Below are 19,308 nucleotides of genomic sequence, written 5' to 3'. Positions count from 1 at the left end.
CGCCCGCCCGGTTTGAGGTATCCAGTACGCTTAGTCGCAAGTCACCGGCTCCGGACGATCGGCATCCGGAATGTCGCGGTACACGTCTTCGTACGGCTGGAAGCAGCTCTTGACGATGACGTCGTAGACGTTGTCCTGAGTGACCTGGACAACTTCCAGGAACTTGGCCATCACGTTCCCGGTCTTGGTGTCGTCGCCGGTCAGATCGGAGAGCGGGAAGGCCACCAAGCCCTCCACCGTCTCGCCCTTGATCAGCTTGTCGATCATTTCCACGGCCATCGGGGAGAGCAGGCGGATGTCCTTGAACACGGTCACGGTCTGTTCGCCCTTGACGATCGAGTTGCAGCCGTCGGCGGTGGCGTCTTGCCCGGAGATCGGGACCTTGCCGGCCAGACCCTGGGCCTTCATCGCCTGCAGTTCGCCCAGCGCGGTGCCGTCGTTGGAGGCGATCACGGCGTCGACCTGGTTGGCCTGCGCGGTGAGGATGTTCTCCATCATTTTCTCAGCCGTCGCGGGATCCCAGTTGTCCACCCACTGGTCGGCGACGATCGTGATGATGCCCTCGTCGAGGTAGGGCTGGATGACTTCCATCTGCCCGCGGCGGACGAGGTGGGCGTTGTTGTCGGTCGGCGAGCCGCCCGAGAGCACGACCTTGGCCGGGTTGTCCTTGGTCCAGGTGGTGCTGCCCGGAATGCCGAGCGCCTTCATGACGCCTTCCGCCTGGTTGCGTCCGACTTCGACGTTGTCGAAGGAGATGTAGGCGGCGATATCGGCGGTTTTGATCAGGCGGTCGTAGGCGATCACCTTCACGCCCTTCTCGGCGGCGGCCTCGACGGCGGTCACGGCCGCATCGCCGTCCTCGGCGATGACGATCAGGCCCTTGATGCCCTGCGAGACCATGTTGTCGATCTGGTCGTTCTGGGCTTTGACGTCATGGGCCGCTTCCTGGACAATGACATCATAGCCTTTTTCATTCAGCAACTTCGTCATCAGATCGGCTTCATTCTTCCACCGCTCGGTCGCGAAGTCGGAGAATGAAAGGCCCACCTTGGTCTTGCCGGCGCCGGCGCAGGAGACCAAACCGGTCATCAATGCCACCAGCAAGAGTGCCACGAAAATTTTGCGGTACATATTTCGGCTCCTTTCGAAGATGGTTTGCATCTGAAGCGGTGTTGCATCATGAATTCTGGAGTTCTGGTCTGAAGTCTTCTTCCTCCTTTCCGGGCAATTCTACCTTAATTCCTACAAATCCTCTCCTGGCGTGACCACCGGGCCCCCTTTCCAATCGGCAACGGTATAAAGAGAACGCTCCCAGCAAGAAGAGCGCGGGAGTCGGCGCAGGATTTCCTGTAATCCTACAGATTATATCAGAATCAGCGCAGACCGCCATCCGTCCATCGTCCCAACCGAACCGGAATCCGGGACGGAAAACGCCTTTACGGCATGCGGGCTTGGAATTCCCCGCTGACGTGCAACAAAGCCATAAAATACAACAAACCGTCGTAATACCGCCATGTGCCCCGGGGGATCGACGCGTCCCACAACGCCTCGACAAAGGGTGTTCCGATGTCCGCGTCCGCCGCCAACGCGGCGACGGCGGCCATCGCGACCAAGCCGGGGGAATGATCGCCGGAAAGCGGTTTTCCGTCGAGCGTGTATTGGTTGGGGTAGGAATGCATTCCCTGGGAGGCGAGGAATGCCAGGACCCGGTTGGATTGCTCGACCTGCCAAGGATCCACCCCGAACCAGGCGTAATCCACTGCGACGTTCGCGAGAGTCCGCCAGGCGTCGAAGCGGAAATCCGCATGCTCGCCTCCGGTCGGCGTCCCGTCGAACTCGGCGTAGTCCGGCATCAAGCCGGTTTGCGGGTGGGCGGCGAGGCGGAAGAAAGCCCGGCTCTCCTCGGCGGCATCCGCCCAGAATTGATTGTCCTTTTCCGCTTCCCGCGCCCAAACCTCATAATACGCCGGCAGATGGTAGGAGGGATCGGTGAAGGTGGCGTTTCTTCCGGAGGGAACGAAGACCACCTGCTTGTGCTCCGGATCGAACATGTCGGTGGCGATCCCGTTCTCTTCGGTCTTATTGAGCATGGTGTGCAGGATCTGCAGGGCTTCCGCCCGGTAATCGAAGATTCCTTGCCCGTCGCCCCACCGCGCCGAGGCGAAGAACAGCGCCGTGACGAACCACTCTTCGCCGTCCGAGGCGGGATTCGCCGCCAGCGGTTTTCCTTCGAGGTCGCAGTGCCAGGCGAAGTACCCCCGGTACGGACCTTCCGTCTGGTACATGTGGGTTTTGGTCCACTTCCACAACCGGTCAAACTCTTCCTTCTTATCCAGCTGTACGGCGATCATCATCCCATAGGACATGCCCTCAGAGCGGATATCGTTGTTGCCGATATCGACCATGTAGGCCATGTCCTCCCCGTCGGGGTAGTACACCCGCTCCGTCCCGTCGTCGCCGTAGAACAACTGGTTCCAGGCGGATTCCAGTTTGGCTTGGATCTCGGTTTCCGATTTTCCCAGGTATTCCGCGAAGAGGTTGCGGTAGGCGCCGCTTTCGAAGGATTGAACGCTGGTCGCCGCCGGACGGTGAGAGGGCGTGGCGGTGGGCGGGGCCGGCGAAGGGGCGACCGCCGTTGCCGGCGGCGGCGTCCCCCCATCCGCTTGCGGAACCGGGCTGGGCCCGGTTCCGCAAGCGGAAAGGAGAAGGGAGAAGACGACAACGAATAAGGAAGTTCGAGCGATCATCGGCATCCTCCCCAGTTCTCGTTGATTTCTTATCCTTTGATCGCGCCCGCCGTCATGCCGGCCACGATTTGCCGTTCGGCGAAGAAATAGAACAGGAGCGTCGGCACCGCCGAAAGGGAGACAAAGGCGTTCACCAGGGAGATGTCCATCCCGTACTGGCCTTGGAACTGCATGGTCCCCAGCGGCAGGGTCCATAAAGTCTCCTTGTTTATCAGGACCAGCGGGACCAGAAGGTCGTTCCAGCTGGCGATCATCGTCAGCGCCGCCACCGCCGCCAAGGCCGGCCGCGCCATCGGCATCAGGATCCGCCAGAAGAAATCGAAGGCCGTGCATCCATCGATGTAGGAGGCGTCCTCCAATTCCATGGGGATGGAGAGGAAAAAACCGCGCAGGATCATGATGTTGCCTGAAAGCGCGAAGGCGGTCTGGACAAACATCACGCCGATGAGGGTATCGGGCAGTTTGAGATCCCGGATCAGCAGGTACACCGGGAGGATGGCGATGTTGATGGGGAACATCAAGCCCAGGGTGAGGATGTTGAACAACAGGTCCTTGCTGCGGAACTTCATCCGGGCGAAGACGAACGCCGCCAGACTGCACACCAGCACCACGCTGGTCGTCGTGCCGGCCATGACGATCAGGCTGTTCTTGAGCATCGTCCAGAAGTTTGGAGCCCGCAAAATGTTGAGGTAGTTGTCCCAGCGCGGGGGAATGGGCGGGGTGTACGGATTGGTCATCGCCTCGCCGCGCGTCTTGAGCGCGCTGAAAACCAGCATCACAATGGGAACGAACACGACGATGACGATCAACGAAAGCACCGCGTACTGGACGATTCGCGAGGAGTATTTCCTCAGGTTGATTTTCGGACGCGCCACCAGGGAAGTCATGTCGGTTGCCTTTCTACTCGCCGCCCAGGTATTCCGGCTGGCGGATGATCCGCAGGTATCCGATCGAGAACACCAGCGATATGAGCAGCATGACGATCGCCACCGCGGAGCCGTAGCCGTACCAGAAGCGGACGAACCCGAAGCGGTACATGTAGGTGGCCATGACTTCGCTGGCGTTCACCGGGCCGCCCTTGGTCATGATCCACACCAGGATGAACTGCTGCAGCGACCCGAGGATCGAGAGGTAGACCGAGGTGCGGATCGTGCTGCCGAGCATCGGGATGGTGATGTAGCGGAGCAGTTGCAGGCCGTTGGCCCCGTCGATCCGGGCCGCCTCCTCCACTTCGATGGGGATGCCCTGCAGGCCCGCCAGGAACAACAGCATGTGCAGCCCGAAATATTTCCACGTCAGGACGACAAACAGGCTCGGCATCACCAATTGCATGTTTCCCAGCCAAGCCTGGGCTTTGACACCGGGAATGAGGATAAGGATCGCGTTGAACAAACCGCGCGTCGGATCTGGGTTGTAGAGCCCCATGAACGCGATGGCGGTGATGACTTCCGAGATGACGTACGGCATGAAAAAAATCATGCGGAAGAATGCACGGCCGGGAAGGTCTCGGCCGACCATGATGGCCAGCCCGAGCGAGAGCGGCAGCTGGACGCTCAGGGAGAGGCCGATGATCAACAGCCCGTTGATGATGGCCCTATGAAAGATTTTATCCTTCAAGATCTGCTGGAAATTCTCCAGACCCACGAAATCCGTCGGATCGCCGAAGCCCTTCCAGGAGAAGAAACTGAAGTACACGGATTTTGTAATGGGGTACACGATGAACAAAAAGAACAGCACAAACGCCGGCAGCAGAAACAGAAAGATCGTCAGGTTCTTCCACGCCTTGTGGGAAAGAAAGCTTGTTCTGCGGGGGTTCCGGGCAATCCCTCGGGTATCGGCGGATGCCATGGGCAGACTCCTTCGTGAGTGGACTGGGTGCGGGGACCGGGTGAGACCCGGTCCCCGCACCCCCTTACAGGGAAAACCTTAACCCAACTCTTGTTTCGCGGAATCTTCGATCGCCTGCGCGGCTTCTTCCGGCGTCATAGAGCCGGCGAACAGAGCCTGCACGCTGTCGTTGACCACGGAACCCGTCGCCGGAGGCAGCGCCTGGTCGTAGTACAACTGGAAGTACTTGGCCTTGGCGAGCTCCTGCTGGAGCTGGATCAAAAGCGGATCGGTCATGCCGGCTTCGCCGCCCTTGACCACCGGGATGGCGACATTGATCGCCGCCAGCTTCACCTGGTTTTCGGCGCTGGTCAGGAACTTGACGAAGTCAACCGCCGCGTCCGGGGCGTTCTTGCCGATGGCGAAACCGTTGCCGCCGCCGACCGCGTCGTTCGGATCACCGGCGCCGCCCTCGACCATCGGGAAGGGGAACCAACCGAGGTTGTCCCCGATGCCCTCTTTATCGAGGCTGTTGTCCTTCTGCACCGCCGGAGCCCACTGGCCCATCAGTTCCATCGCGGCCTTGCCGTTGCCCATCGCGGTGGCTTCATCGCCGTAGGTCGCGGCCAGGAAACCATCCTGGAACGGATTCTTGGCGACCAGCTCTTGGAGCAGCTCGCCGGCCTTGACGAACGGGGCGTCGGTGAAGGAACCGGTGCGCAGCAGCGCGCCTTCGAAGTTGGCCTTGCCGCCGACGCGGGTGACGAGATAGGCCCACATGTGCATGCCCGGCCATTTGTCGCCCATGCCCACGGCGATCGGGACGATGCCGGCCGCCTGGAGCTTATCGACGTCCGCATGGAACTCGGACCAGGTCGTGGGCGGAGCAGAAATTCCGGCGTCCGCGAAGAGGGCTTTGTTGTACCACCAACCGATCATGCCCATGTCCCACGGAACGCCGTAGTTCACGCCCTTGTAGGCGTAGACGCCCAGGGCGCCTTCGCCGAAGGTGTTGCGCCACGCGCCGCCGTCCGCATCCAGTTCCGCATTGATGTCGCGGAGCAGGCCGGCATTGGCGTATTCGTTCATCACGCCGCCGCCCCAGCTCTGGAAGATGTCCGGAGGTTCGCCGGACTGCATGACGGTGGTCAGCTTGGACTTGAAGGCTTCGTTCTCAAGCACCTGGATCTCGATGGTGACGTTCGGATGCATTCCCACGTACTCGTCGGCCATCGACTGCCACAGGTTCTTGTGCTCTTCGGCGGTCGAAATGTGCCACCAGGTGATGGTGACGGGTTCGGCCACTTCAACCGTCGGTTCCGGAGCCGCTGTCTCGCCGGCGACGGGTTTGTCCGTCGGCTTCGGCGCGACCGTCGTGGCGGTTCCGCAAGCCGAGAGCAGTAGCACGGTGACCAGCACGAGGCCGGTCAGCACTAGCATTTTGCGGGGCATTGAATTTTCTCCTTCTTTGTTGTTAGGAACGGATAACCTTTCCATCGTACCGGAAAATCGCTTTGGTGTGAGGCCTCACCTCCTTTCCTGCTTGGGGATGGTCAACCGGACTGCATTGTAATACGAATTACACATTCGCGCGCCGCGGTTGACAGGATTCGCGGATCACCAGCTCGGTGGGAAGCTCGATGCGGTTATCCGCTTTCTCCTCTTTGCGGAACAGGTCCAGCAGCATCTGGGTGGCCACCCGGCCCATCTTCTCCAGAGGCTGGCTGACGGTCGTCAGCGCGGGGCGGACGACCGACGCCTGCGGAATGTCGTCGAAGCCGACGACGGATACGTCGTGCGGAACCCGCAGACCGCGGTTGCGGACGGCGTCCATCGCCCCCATCGCCATCACGTCGTTCGAGGCGAAGATCGCGGTCGGCGGATCGGCCAGCTCGAGCAGCGCGCATGCGCCCGCGTATCCGTCGGTTTGAAAAAAAGTCCCTTCGTAGACCAGGTCGCTGTTGTCGGGCAGATGGTAGGTGCGCAGCGCCGAGCGGTAGCCCTCCAGCCGGTCGCCGGCGCACCCGAGGTCCATCGACCCGGTGATGAAACCGATCCGCGTGTGCCCGAGCTTGATGAGGTATTCCGTGGCGTTGAAGGCGCCCTGCCAGTTGGTGGCTCCTACCATCGGGCAATCCCGCCCGATGCCCTGATGGTCGATCAGCACGAAGGGCACCATCCGGCTGGAGAGGGTTCCGATGTAGTCGGATGGGCTGCGGGGCAGGACCAACAACAGGCCGTCCACCATGCCCTTGGCCAGGTTGGCGACGTAGTTGGATTCTTTGCTCGCGGTGCGGTGGGTGGTGTAGAGGATCAGGTCCAGATTGGTCAAGCTGAGTTCGGCGTCGATGCCGCGGATGATTTCCCCGATGTAGCCGGTGCCCAGATCGGGCACAAGCAGGCCGACGATGTTGGACCTCCCGCCGGCGAGGCTGCGGGCTTGGCGGTTGGCCGTGTATCCGAGCTTCTGCATCACGTTCTGCACCCGCTCGCGGGTTTCCGGACGAACGTGGATGTCGTTGTTGATGACGCGGGATACCGTGCCGAAGGAAACGCCCGCCTTCGCGGCCACATCGACTATGGTGACTTTATCCGGTCTGGTTTTCGACATTATTCTTGTAAACGCTTACAAGATCCCTGAATTCCGCCGCCGGATACCGTCTTCCATCTTTCGGCTGCAGTTATGGAGAAAACTGAAATTTCCCGTCTTTCCCAAGACGATCCCTTTTTTCTCCAAATATTTCAAAAAAAAGTACAATGCGGATCGGCGTTTTTTGGAAGCGTTTACACGAAAAATCATAGCATCATCCAAAATCGGAGTCAAGTACCGTTTTGCGTGCTGTTGGTTATTTCGATGAAAAAAAACTGCGAATGCGCCTCCGGCGTCCTCCCTGCCTTCGATGCCTTCCGCCATATTTTTCGAGTTCTCTTCATTAATATAAACATCACCTCCGCATAGCCTGGTGCAAGCAATAGAAAACCACCCAAAAAGCCGCCGTATTTTCTTTGCCCCTGATCTCATCCTTTTCCCAGCCCCATGACAGCGGGAAGGAATATGCAATTATCCCCAGCGATTAATCTCTAGAAATTGGTTGGGAGAATTTATCCCGGAACGCCTATCCCGCGCTCCGCGCAGGATGGTGACGATAAGATAGGATGAGAGGCAAATGAAAAGTTGTTTCCGCCCGTTATCAAAATTCTTGCATCGAGATAAGGAGAGATAAAACAAGAATTATTAAATATTGGGAGCGTTCCCAAATCAGTCTTTTCTGGGTTCTGACAAAGGCATGGGCTCTCCTTTCGATTCCCGCCCCGGCCCTCGCTTCCCCGGCATAGCGCATGCCAAGGGCGGGCGCGAGGACATGCTCGCAATTGCACCAAGTTGGGACTCTTTCAACCCCCTGAAAAAATGATCTTCGCTTCCGGAGTCTGCCCAGGACAGTAAAGTTGTGCGCGGGGGGCAAACGGACAGTCGATATGCAAAACCTCTTTCAGGCCACAGTTACAGGAAGCGCCGCACCCGCCGCAAATAATCCTCATACGGCCGGCCGAAACGCGCCTTCATCCAGGATTCTTCCGCCCAGGGAACCATCAACAGCGGAAGGAAACCAAAGCCCGCCGCGAGGCCAGCGGCTTGCGACGCGCTGAGGATCGTCCAACCGGCCAGCATGGCCATGCATCCGATATATTGCGGATTTCGCGAAAAGCGGAACGGCCCCGCGGTCGCCAACAGTCCGCTCGCACCGAACGTCCTCCGGATTCCGAGGATGCCCGCGGCCCACAGGAACAGCGACAATCCTCCCGACAGAAGCGGAATTCCAGCGATCAACCGCCATATCAGCGGGAGGTCCAAACTGCCGGAATCAAGGAGCCCCAGCATCCCGATCCCGGCCGACGCGTAGAGGAAGAGAAAGCCCATCCAAGCTTTTTTCCAGGACGAGCCGGCGTCCGGCGGCCAGATCCGGCGGCGGGGGTAAAGCAGGCTGACCGCGACGGCTACCGCGGCGAGCAGTTCGGCGGCGATCGAAGAAACCAACATAGCGGTGGTCATCGGGATCCGGATTCGCCGCCCGGGATTTCACGATTCCGGTGCTCGTCGTAGTCCGGCACCAGCCTTTCGTATTCCCCGTCCATCAGCGGCGAGGAAATCATGAAGTCGGCCGACGCCCGGTTGCAGGCGATGGGGATGTTCCACAGCACCGTCATGCGCAGCAGGGCTTTGACGTCCGGATCGTGCGGGACCGGTTCGAGCGGATCCCAGAAGAAGATCATGAAATCAATTTCGCCGTCGACGATCTTCGCCCCGATCTGCTGATCGCCGCCCAGCGGCCCGCTTTGCAGCCTGTGGATCGGAAAGCCCAATTCGCGCTCCAGGATCGCCCCGGTCGTCCCGGTGGCGTAGATCTTATGGTGGGCCAGCAGGATGCGGTTGTACTTCGCCCATTCCACCAGATCGCGCTTCTTGTTGTCGTGGGCGACCAGCGCGATATGTTTGTCGTGTTCCATGGGGATTCTTCTTTTTCCAAAGTTCATGGCCGCCTCCCGTTCGCAGGTTTCATTATATTGCATGGCAAGCCGACCCATTTTGTTTTTTTACTGCCGATCAACCCTCCCTGCGGTACCGGTAATTGACGCGGCCGGAGATCGCCTTTATAATCCCGCGCGGTTGCAACCGCCGCGAAGAGTAAGCGGGCCCGGGATGCCAGAGAAGGTGCGGCCGCAGGTTGAAAGCCCCCGCTTCCCCATCCCGCCGAACGTCGCGCGGCGTTCCGCCGAAGAAATCCCCCCTGCGGGGAGAATAGACCGGCGCGGCACGCACCGTTACCGCGATAAGCGCGCCCCCGCTTCGGCGGAGGCGAACCGAGGTGGCACCACGGAGGCCAAGCCCCCGCTTTCCCCGGCGCAGATCACCCCCGTTCCGGGGGCAGGCGCCGAGGGCGGACGCAAGGACAGGCCCTTCGCCCTCAACGGCGGAGGGCTTTTTTTATTTTCCCCCTCCCCTGCCCTCCCCCGTGTATGATGAAGCCGCACACGGGGGAGGAAAAAGGAATGGAAAAAGGAGCATCATGCCGAAAATCGACCTTCCCAAAACCTACGACTTCCACGCCGTCGAACGCAAGCTCTACGATTGGTGGGAAAAGAGCGGCTGCTTCCGGCCGGCGGTCGATCCCGCCCGCAAACCGTTCGTGATCTCGATCCCGCCCCCGAACGTCACCGGCGAGCTGCACCTCGGACACGCGATGTTCGTCTCGATCGAAGACCTGATGATCCGCTACCACCGCATGCTCGGGGAGCCAACTCTGTGGGTTCCCGGATCGGACCACGCCGGCATCGCCACCCAGCTGCAGGTGGAGAAGATGCTCCTGCGCGAAGACGAGGTGACCCGCGAGGAGCTGGGCCGCGAGAAGTTCGTAGCCCGGACCTGGGAGTGGAAGCGGAAATACGGCGGGATCATCTACGACCAGCTGAGGCGTTTGGGCGCCTCGTGCGATTGGACCCGCGAGCGTTTCACGCTCGACGAGGGGCTGGCGCGCGCGGTGCGCGAAGCCTTCGTCCGCCTGCACGAGAAGGGCCTGCTCTACCGCGGGCCGCGGCTGGTCAACTGGTCGCCGGGCTTGCGCACCGCGGTCTCCGATCTCGAGGTGGAATACTCCGACGAGCCGGGGACGCTGTATTACTTTAAATATATGATCAAGGACGAACCGGGTAAGGGCGACCCAGTCGGTCGCCCTTACATCCCCGTGGCCACCACCCGCCCCGAAACGATTCTCGGCGACACCGCCGTCGCGGTGCACCCCGAAGATCCGCGCTACGCCAAGTTCGTCGGCCGCACCGCGCTCGTCCCGGTCCTCGGACGCGAGATTCCGGTGATCGCCGACGAGGCGGTGGACCGCGAGTTCGGGACCGGCGCGCTCAAGATCACCCCCGGGCACGACCCGGTCGACTACGAGGTCGGCCGCAAGCACAACCTGGCGCTGATCTCGATCTTCGACCAGACAGCGCGCCTCAACCAGAACGGCGGTCCCTACGCCGGAATGGACCGCTTCGACTGCCGCAAGAAGATCTGGGCGGATATGCGCGCGCAAGGCCTCGTGATCAAGGAGGAGCCGTACACGCTTCGGGTCCCGCGCTCCCAGCGCGGCGGGGAGATCGTCGAGCCGATGATCTCCACCCAGTGGTTCATCCGGATCAAACCGCTGGCCGAAGCCGCCCTGGCCGCGGTGCGCGACGGGCGGATCAAGATCATCCCCGAACGGTTCGAGAAGGTCTACTTCAACTGGCTGGAGAACATCCAGGATTGGTGCATTTCGCGCCAGCTGTGGTGGGGGCACCGCATCCCGGTCTGGTATTGCGCCGACGGCCACCAGACGGTGACGCGCGAAGATCCGACCGCCTGCGCCGTGTGCGGCAAGCGCGAGCTGAAACAGGACGAGGACGTGCTCGACACCTGGTTCTCCTCCGGGCTGTGGCCGTTCTCCACCCTCGGCTGGCCGGACAAGACGCCCGACCTGGAATACTTCTACCCCACCTCGGTGATGGAAACCGGGTACGACATCCTTTTCTTCTGGGTGGCGCGGATGATCATGTTCGCGCTCGAGTTCACCGGCGAGGTTCCCTTCCGCACCGTCTACCTGCACGGGCTGGTGCGCGACGAGCAGGGGCGCAAGATGTCGAAGTCGATCGGCAACGTGATGGACCCGCGCTGGGTGATGGACGGCGCGACCGCCGAGCAGATCCGCGCGGCCGGCACGAGCGCGGAGATCGCCGAAAAATTTCCGCAGGGCATTCCGGGGATGGGCACCGACGCCCTGCGCTTCACCCTGATCACCTCGGGCACGCCGGGCAACGACCTCAACCTCTCGATCGAGCGGGTCGAAGCCAACCGCAACTTCGCCAACAAACTGTGGAACGCCGGCCGCTACACGCTCGGCGCGTTCGAGAAGCTCACCGGGCCGTGCGGCAAGGCGCCCGACACCCTCGCCGACCGCTGGATCCTCTCACGCCTTTCGCAGACGGTCGAAACCGTCACCCGCCTGATGGACGCCTTCCAGTACGGCGAGGCCGGGCGCACCGTGTACGACTTCTTTTGGAACGAGTTCGCCGATTGGTACATCGAGCTTTCCAAACTGCAGACCGCCGAAAGCCCGGAACGCGTCCGGTCCACCCTGCAAATCTTGGCTCGCGTTTTCGATTCCTGCCTGCGGATGCTGCACCCCTTCACCCCGTTCGTCACCGAGGCGCTGTGGGGCCGCCTTAAGGAAGCCTGCCGCGCGGCGGGCGAGGATTTCGATCCCCCGGGGGGATGGCCCAATGCGCTGATCGTCGCCCGCTGGCCCCAGGCGGCGGATGCGGTCGACGCGCAGGCGCTCGAGGATTTTTCGATCTTCATGGAAGTCGTCCGCGCGATCCGCAACCTGCGCGCCGAAAAGAAGGTCCCGCTGGCGAAGAAGACCTCCGCCGTGGTCATCACCGACCGCCACCGGCGCACCTTGGAGGAATCCGCGGCGGGATTGTGCCTGCTGGCGCGTCTGGAGCCGAAGGGGTTGACGTTCGCCGCGGCCTCCCCGGAGGATTCGAAGACCATGGTCCCGCTGGTCGTCGGTCCGGTGCGGATCCTGATCCCCTTGGCGGAGATGGCCGATCCGGACGCCGAACGAACGCGGCTGAAGAAGGAATCCGAACAGGCTCAAGGGCAGATCGCGCGCGTGGAAGGGCTGCTGGCTTCCGATTTCGGCCGGCGCGCGCCGGCCGCGGTGGTGGAAAAGGAACGCGCCCGCCTGGCCGCGCTCAAGGAAACCCGTGCTAAACTCGAGGAGCAGCTTAAGGCGCTGGCGGAATGACCGGTCCGATCCTCTTTGAAATCACAGCCGCGGATTCCCACCAGCAGATCATCCTGCCGGTGATCCGCCTGCTCACTGCGCGCGGCGTTTCATCGATCGTCTATTCGGACTGCGAACTTCTGCGCACCGCGAGCGACACGGAAACGCTGGAGCGCGAGGGCATCCCCCACGTGCGCATGGCCGATTCGCCGCTGCCGGCCGGCCAGCCGGAATGGGAAGCGGCCGCGGCGCCGTTCCTCCGGCGGATCCCGGCCGAGGTGGACCGCATCCGACCCGCACTGGTGGCGCTGCTCAACGACCGCAATTTTCCGTCCAACGTGTACCTCAAGACGGCACGCCGCATGGCCATTCCCACCCTGCTGATCCAGGAAAGCCTGCGCAAGGATCTTTTCCAGCGGCCGCCCCCAGCCAAACTTTTCGCCCGTTGGCGGCGGAAAATTTTCCGGGGAATCGAAGAAGGACTACGCCGGTACGGTCAAGGTGGGTGCGACGCCGTCGCCGCGTGGGGGGATACTTCGCGCGCTTACTTCCGCAGAGTCGGCGTTCCGCAGAAGCAGATTTTCGTCACCGGCAATCCGCGCTTCGACCGGCTGGCGGGCGCCGATTTTTCCGCCGACGCGCGGCGCATCCGCGCGGATCTGCGCCTCGCCCCCGACGATTTTCTCCTCATCTTTCTAAGCAGTCCGATCGAGCGGATGCAGATCGTCTCGCGTGCGGAAAAGCAGGCCGCGCTCGGGAGACTCCTCGCCTGGGCGGCGGCCTTGCGCGCGGATGCGGAGTGGAGGAATCTGCGGATGGCCTTCAAACTCCACCGCAGCGAGGATCCGGCTCCGTTGCAGGCCCTGCTGGAGGAACATAAGGCCGGAAGCTGGGCCCGCATCGTCGAGCGGCCGCTGTATCCGCTCCTGCAGGGATCGCAGGCGGCGCTCATGTTTAGCACGACCGCCGGCATCGAAGCCGCGCTGCTCTCGGTTCCGCTGGGGATCCTTGAACTCTCCAAACCGCTCGATGATTGGGACCTGGCCGGCCGCGGGGTGGCCGAGCGGATCCGGTCGGCTCAGGAGTTGGTTGCCTTCGTCCGCGTCGTGCGCGGCGATCCGCAGCGCGGAGCGCGCGGGGCCCGGGCGGTATCCTGCTTTCTGGCCAATCCCGGCCGCGCGGCGCAGGCCGTCGCGGACCTGGCGGCGCGGATGGCGGGATCCGCCGCTTGCGGATCCCGGCCGTGACCCGCCCCGATTTGATCCTGCGCGCCAATCCTGAATACCTCGCGGGCATCGAAAACTCCTTTGCCCGCGCCGCCGCCGGGTTCGGAACGGACGGCCGGTCGATCGGCGACTACTGGAAGCTGCACCGCTCGCTGGCGGGAGTCGAGGTTCTCGACCGCTGCCGGGGGGTCGTGCGCATCCGCGGGGAAAGCGCTTTTCATTTCCCCGGGCATTCCCGATCCGCGCTCGAGTGGCTGAACACCGCCGACCGCCTGCTGTGGCTGGGGTTTTCCGGTTGGCGGCGCCGGGCGTCTCCGGCGGAGTTGAAAGCCCTCTCTTTCTCCATTCCACGCGGGCGGAAAGGGTACTCGCGCTTTGGGTATTGCTTCGGTCGGCGCCGGACCGCCTATGATTTTTTAAGCGCCCAGTACCACCTTGCCTGCATCGCGCCGCACCTGCCGGCGGAGATGCGCTCCGGCGCGCGGCGGTTGAACATTATGGAGGCCGGCCCCGGCGCCGGGTTGTTCGCGCTGGCGGCAAAACTCTTTCTGCCCCACTCCACCATCGTATTGGTCGGCCGGCCGGAGGCCCTCGGCTTCATTTCCATCTTCCTGACCACCGTCCTTCCGGAATGCCGGTTTCTCTTTCTGGACGGATTCGAGCGGGAGTCGGAATCCTGGCCGGAGAGCGATTTCCTCCTGATCCCGCCGGAAGCCGCGCGGCGGCTGCCGTCCGCCTCGATCCACCTGGCGGTGAACAACGAGACGATGCAGGAAATGGAACTCGCCGCGATCCGAGAGCATTTCTCCCTCTTCCGGCGCCTGCTGCGTCCGCCCGCGCTTTTTTATTCAAGCAACCGGGCGGAAAATTGGACCGGCAACAGTACCACCCGGTTGGCGGAGTATTCCTTCGTGGAAGGCGACCGCGACCTTTTTTCGCGCGAGAACGCCTTCATGCGCCAGCGCTGGATCTTGAAGATGTTCGATTCCCGCATCCCCCATCCCTGGCGCGAGTCGCGCCGCGGCGGCGAAGCGACGATCCAGAAATTGACGGTGATGAAGACGTAAAGCCCGCCTATCCTTTCCTCCCCGCCTTCGTTACCGCTCCTCCCAACCCTTAGGGTTCCCAAGGGTGGCCAAGGGTTCCCCCAATCCCCTGTGGTTGGGAGATCCGCAGGATGACGATAAACCGCCAGGCCAGCCCCGCGACCGGAACAGCCATCAACAGGAACCCGCAAAGGAACAGCCCCCATGGAAATTGGTCCGGCAGGATATTCCACGCCGATCCGGTTCCCCGGATCAATGCGCCGATGGCATCCGCCATGAAGGCATACAAGATCAGACCGATCCCGGTCAACGCAGGCAGCCAAGCCCATCCTGCAAAACACGCCGGACGGCCGGAGCGCTCGATCAGGATCGTGAGCATTCCACCGGCGATCAACAGCGCCGAAACGCCCACCGGAGCGATCACCGGCCCCCACCAAGGAAGCGGGATGAGAAACAGGATGTCCCAATCCAGGAAAGTTGCGGGCCAGCCGGTGAGCGGGATAAGGAACACGTAGTAAAAGATATCCCACACGCCGAAGGCGAAGGCGCTGTAGGCCAGCCGGGACCGCACGCTCGTTCCTGCCAGCCAGCCGGCCGCAAGCAGCATCGCCAGAGTCGCCGCCTCGCGGACGATTTCCGCGCCGCCCAAGCCGCCGAAGTGCGGCAACGGATCCGCCTGGTAGGGTTGCAGGCGGTCGACGAGGACCCGCAGATACAAGACGACAGCCGCTTCGACCCAGGCCATCGCCACGGAAAAAACCGTCACAGACAACAATCGGGATTTCACCGCCATATCCTCTCCGGATTCGAAATTCCGCGCGGAATCGCTCCGCCCGGTACCATCCATTTTCACCGGTTGGTTCTTAATTGCGACGCTTCGGAACCTTCCCGCCGGGCACCCGGGTGTTTGACGGTGCGCCGTGAATGCTGTATTGTTTCGGGACGCGATCCCATCCCGCCCCCCTCCGCTCCTCCCTTCCCGCCAAACGGGAAGGGAGGAGCGGAATATGACGAGCACGGCGAGTGGCAAGGCAGGCAGGACGTGACCGAAAAACCATGAATCCTCTCTCGGTACTGCTCGTCGAAGATAATGCCAAACTACGCGAGGCGCTTCAAACCGGGCTGGAAGCGACCGGGGAGGCGCGCACCGTGTACGCCTGCGCGAGCGGCGAAGCGGCGCTGGAGTTCCTGATCGATTCCGGTGAAAAGCACGCGGCCGGCCCGAGGGAGGCGGAGCGTTTTCCGGACATCCTTCTGCTGGACGTCCAGCTGGCAGGAAGGATGAACGGGATCCAGGCCGCGGCCGCCGTCCGCCGCGAATTCCCCCGGATGCCGGTGGTGTTCTACTCGATCCAGGACGACGACGCCTACTACCGCGATTTCCGCCGCTCGGGAATCCTCAGCCACTACGCCTACGTCCGCAAATCCAATTACCTCCTTCCGGCGATGATCCTGCCGCTGCTGCGCGACGCGGCCGCCGGAAAAAGCTTCATCGACCCGGAGATCGAAGCCCGGGTCCAGGAAGTGCGCCGCAAAGATGAAAACGATCCGCTGGCCCTGCTCGAGCCGAACGAACAGGCGGTGGCGCGGATGCTGGCGCAGGGCCTGACCAACGAGCAGATCGCGGCGCGGATGGGTTTCCGCGACAAGCGCACGATCAGCCGCACCAACGGGCAAATCTACGCCGCCTGGGGGCTGGCTACCGACGCGACCGACGAAAAGGTCGCCCGCACGCGGGCGGCGCTGATCGTCCAGGCCGGACGGCTGTATGAGTGGGATACCAAGGGGAACCGGAGGGACGTCATCGATGGGGAATGATGGGAGGGATCGGTCCCTTCGCCGCCCCTCATCGCCCGCCTCCTTTTCCCGGCGGACGCCGGAAGCGAGGCAAAGGGTAAGAAGATGACCGGCTCCTTCCTCCTCGACGGATCGCTGTTCTCCATATCCCTGTTCAACGCCATCCTGATGCTGTGGCTCGGGCTGACGGTCCTGTTCAACGCCGGGCACCGTTCTCCCGCCAGCCGGAGCGGCGCCTGGGGCTTCTGGATCGCCGCCGCCGGCCTCTGCCTCGGGGGAACCTTCTTCCTATTCCACACCATCCTGCTCGGTTTCAGCCTTTCTAAAATTCTTCCCGCGCTGCAGAATTGGTGGCGGGCTGGATGGATCACGGTCGTGGTCCTGCCCTTTTCCTGGTATGCGGCGATGCTGTGGTATGCCGGATTCTGGGAGGCGGGAGCGGAGGATCTGGCCGCGAGGCACCGGCCGTGGTTTCTCTTTTGCACGGCTTCCGTGCTGGCTTGGATCTTTCTCGCCCTCGCCGCCAACACCTTCCCGGCGGTCGGCGAGGTTTCCCGCTACGAGTTGGATCCCGCGCCGGCGAATGCCGGTTTCCCCGGAGTGATGCTGGCGTATCCGCCGTTCATCGTCCTCTACATCGCCCTGGCCTGCGACGCCCTCCGCCGGCCCGGCCCCACCGCGCGCCTGATGGGGCCGGCCGCGCGCCTGCGCGCCCGGCCCTGGTTTGCGGCCGCCTCGATCGTTTTCCTCGCGGTATGCCTGCTGGTGGGAGTCGCCGAATGGTGGGTCCTCTTGAACGCGAACACTTCGGGCGCCGGCCAATTCCTGGCCGTGCTGGGAATCCTCGATCTGGCGGTCTCAGTCCTGATCGGCCTGGCGACCCTGCTTCTCGGACAGGCGGTGGTGGCCTACGAGGTCTTCACCGGCCGCGCCTTGCCGCGGCGCGGATTGGCCCGCTACTGGCGGAACGCCGTCATTCTGGCGGCCGGCTTCGGCCTGGTGGTGGGCTGGAGTCTGGCCGGCAAGGTGACCCCGATCTACATCCTCCTGCTCGCAACGGTCATCATGACCGTGTTCTACGCCATGCTCGGTCGGCGTTCCTACACCGCGCGCGAATCTTTTTTGGAGATCCTGCGGCCTTTCGTCACCGGTCCTCGGCTGTACGATCGGCTGACCGCCGACCCCGCCGCGCCGGAGGAAGCCGGCGCGGCCGAACCGTTCCGCGCGCTGTGCGGCCGCTACCTCGGCTGTGAGCTGGCGGCGCTCGCGGCGACCGGCCCGATGGCTCCGCTGTGGGGTCCGCCGCTCACGTTTCCGGAACCGTTCGCCCTTTCCCATCCGCTGCCCGATGGGGGAACGGCGACTTCGAAGTTGACGGTGATCAACCTGGGAGGGGACCGGAGCGACCGGCTGCGTTGGGCGCTTCCGCTGTGGAGCCGGCGCGGCCCGATCGGCTTCCTGCTCCTGGGCGACAAGCGCGACGGCGGCCTCTACGCCCAGGAGGACTTCGAGATCGCCCAAGCGGCGAGCGAACGCTTTCTGGATTCCCAAACCAGTGCGGCCCTGACCCGCCGGCTGTTCGCCATCCAACGCGAGCGGCTGGTCGGCAGCCGGATCCTCGACCGCAAAACGCGGCGCGTCCTGCACGACGAAGTTCTCCCCGCCCTGCACGCCGCGCTGCTGTCGCTCAGCGGCCGCGCCGCAGGGGATCCTTCTGCGGAGAAAGCCCTGGCCGAGTTAAGCGGGATCCACCGCCGGATCTCGCAACTGCTCCTGGATACCCCCAGCGCGCCGCCTATCGAGGAGCCGGCCGGCGGGATCGTCGAATCCCTGCGGCGCCTGCTGGAAGACGAACTGCCTGAATCGTTCGAATCGGTCGAGTGGGACATCCACCCCGCCGCCGAAAAAGCAGCACGCTCCCTGCCGCCGATGTACCTGGAAGTGTGGTACTACGCCGCCCGCGAGGCGGTCCGCAACGCCGCCAAATACGGGCGCGGGGACGATGCCTCCCGGCCGCTGCACCTCACGATCCGGCTTTCCGTCGGCGAAGCCTTGGAATTAGTTGTCGAGGACGACGGCGTCGGCACCCGGGCTGCGCCGCAATCCGCCGAAGCCACCGGGCAAGGGCTTTCGCTGCACGGGACGATGATGGCCGTCGTCGGCGGCGACCTGTCCGTCAAAGCCCGCGCCGGTGGCGGGACGGCCGTTCGGCTGAGCCTTGCGTCGGGTGCGGCAAAGATCCATTAACCGGTCCCAATCGGATCCCTCGGATGTCTCCGCCAAAAAGCGGCGGATATGAACCACCGTGCCGGGGGACGGATGCCGTGTATCCGGCTTTCTGATAAGAAAGGGGATTTGCTCAGCTTCCCCCTCCTCCGCCCTCCCGTCGCTTTCCCTCGCTATCCCTCGCCGTGCTCGGGAGAGGCGCTCGGGACAGTGACGGGAGGATGGTATGAGGGGAGAAATAATTGGACGGTTTTTCGACATTTTTCAATTTGTGACTGCTCAGCCCATCCCATATCGAAGAGAAATTCTGCTCGTTTTCTTCCTCACCCCCAACCCCTCACCCCTTCCCCCTCTCCTGGCATAAGCCAGGAGAGGGGGAAGGGGACGGGGGATAGAGGTGAGGAAGGAAACAAGTCCAGAAGGCTGAGCAGATGCAAAACAGGTAGATTGAGCAAATATCAAAATAGATAATCCATATGAAAAAAGCGCCCGGGATCCTTCTGCGAATACCTTGGCAAATCCGCCCGCTTTTTGCATTTTCCGGCCTAATCCGGCCGCCCGTTTCGGAGTTATCCGGCCGGTGATTCCGGAGTTATCCGGCCGCCCGTTTCGGAGTTAT

The 19,308-nt window shown here is 62.7% G+C and carries 14 protein-coding genes; 5 read left to right on the top strand and 9 right to left on the bottom strand.

Annotated features, from left to right (window positions below):
* Nucleotides 1-30: 30 nt before the first annotated feature.
* The 8 genes from JW929_10980 to JW929_10945 form a co-directional block, all read right to left on the bottom strand.
* A complete protein-coding gene (locus tag JW929_10980) occupies nucleotides 31-1,161 on the bottom strand; it encodes a substrate-binding domain-containing protein (protein MBN1439923.1) in 1,131 nt (376 codons plus the stop codon).
* A gap of 275 nt (nucleotides 1,162-1,436) precedes the next feature.
* Nucleotides 1,437-2,753, bottom strand: a complete 1,317-nt coding sequence (locus JW929_10975; GenBank protein MBN1439922.1) for a glycoside hydrolase — start codon at nucleotides 2,751-2,753, stop codon at nucleotides 1,437-1,439.
* Nucleotides 2,754-2,776: 23 nt separating this feature from the next.
* Nucleotides 2,777-3,634, bottom strand: a complete 858-nt coding sequence (locus JW929_10970; GenBank protein ID MBN1439921.1) for a carbohydrate ABC transporter permease — start codon at nucleotides 3,632-3,634, stop codon at nucleotides 2,777-2,779.
* A 13-nt stretch (nucleotides 3,635-3,647) separates the two neighbouring features.
* On the bottom strand, nucleotides 3,648-4,595 hold the full coding sequence (locus tag JW929_10965) for a sugar ABC transporter permease (GenBank protein MBN1439920.1): 948 nt from the start codon (nucleotides 4,593-4,595) through the stop codon (nucleotides 3,648-3,650).
* Nucleotides 4,596-4,673: 78 nt separating this feature from the next.
* On the bottom strand, nucleotides 4,674-6,026 hold the full coding sequence (locus tag JW929_10960; protein ID MBN1439919.1) for an extracellular solute-binding protein: 1,353 nt from the start codon (nucleotides 6,024-6,026) through the stop codon (nucleotides 4,674-4,676).
* Between the two features lie 127 nt (nucleotides 6,027-6,153).
* Nucleotides 6,154-7,185, bottom strand: a complete 1,032-nt coding sequence (locus JW929_10955) for a LacI family DNA-binding transcriptional regulator (protein ID MBN1439918.1) — start codon at nucleotides 7,183-7,185, stop codon at nucleotides 6,154-6,156.
* Nucleotides 7,186-8,076: 891 nt separating this feature from the next.
* A complete protein-coding gene (locus JW929_10950; protein MBN1439917.1) occupies nucleotides 8,077-8,625 on the bottom strand; it encodes an isoprenylcysteine carboxylmethyltransferase family protein in 549 nt (182 codons plus the stop codon).
* The gene (locus tag JW929_10945; GenBank protein ID MBN1439916.1) at nucleotides 8,622-9,107 is read right to left on the bottom strand and encodes a methylglyoxal synthase; all 486 of its coding nucleotides are present in this window, start codon (nucleotides 9,105-9,107) and stop codon (nucleotides 8,622-8,624) included. The genes JW929_10950 and JW929_10945 overlap by 4 nt, the downstream gene beginning before the upstream one ends.
* Nucleotides 9,108-9,640: 533 nt before the next feature.
* Between JW929_10945 and JW929_10940 the strand changes: the two genes are divergently transcribed.
* Genes JW929_10940 through JW929_10930 form a run of 3 tightly spaced genes read left to right on the top strand, consistent with a single transcriptional unit; the run spans nucleotide 9,641 to nucleotide 14,687 of the window.
* Complete coding sequence (locus JW929_10940) at nucleotides 9,641-12,415, top strand: valine--tRNA ligase (GenBank protein MBN1439915.1); 2,775 nt, start codon at nucleotides 9,641-9,643, stop codon at nucleotides 12,413-12,415.
* Complete coding sequence (locus tag JW929_10935) at nucleotides 12,412-13,641, top strand: hypothetical protein (protein ID MBN1439914.1); 1,230 nt, start codon at nucleotides 12,412-12,414, stop codon at nucleotides 13,639-13,641. Before JW929_10940 ends, JW929_10935 begins: the two co-directional genes overlap by 4 nt.
* Nucleotides 13,638-14,687 (top strand): hypothetical protein, encoded by a 1,050-nt coding sequence (locus JW929_10930; protein ID MBN1439913.1) that lies wholly within the window; start codon nucleotides 13,638-13,640, stop codon nucleotides 14,685-14,687. Before JW929_10935 ends, JW929_10930 begins: the two co-directional genes overlap by 4 nt.
* Nucleotides 14,688-14,736: 49 nt before the next feature.
* Here the strand turns inward: JW929_10930 and JW929_10925 are convergent, their stop codons facing one another.
* The gene (locus tag JW929_10925) at nucleotides 14,737-15,459 is read right to left on the bottom strand and encodes a hypothetical protein (protein MBN1439912.1); all 723 of its coding nucleotides are present in this window, start codon (nucleotides 15,457-15,459) and stop codon (nucleotides 14,737-14,739) included.
* 263 nt (nucleotides 15,460-15,722) lie between these two features.
* Here JW929_10925 and JW929_10920 point away from each other — a divergent pair, with 263 nt between their 5' ends.
* Complete coding sequence (locus JW929_10920) at nucleotides 15,723-16,484, top strand: response regulator transcription factor (protein MBN1439911.1); 762 nt, start codon at nucleotides 15,723-15,725, stop codon at nucleotides 16,482-16,484.
* Nucleotides 16,485-16,568: 84 nt separating this feature from the next.
* Nucleotides 16,569-18,710 carry a hypothetical protein gene (locus JW929_10915; protein MBN1439910.1) on the top strand — a complete coding sequence of 714 codons (2,142 nt, stop codon included), beginning with the start codon at nucleotides 16,569-16,571 and terminating at the stop codon, nucleotides 18,708-18,710.
* Nucleotides 18,711-19,308 lie beyond the last annotated feature (598 nt).

It is taken from the genome of Anaerolineales bacterium (genome assembly GCA_016928575.1).
Classification (GTDB): domain Bacteria; phylum Chloroflexota; class Anaerolineae; order Anaerolineales; family RBG-16-64-43; genus JAFGKK01.
Note: the sequence above shows the minus strand (reverse complement) of the source record. Positions and strands in the feature narration are given on the sequence as shown.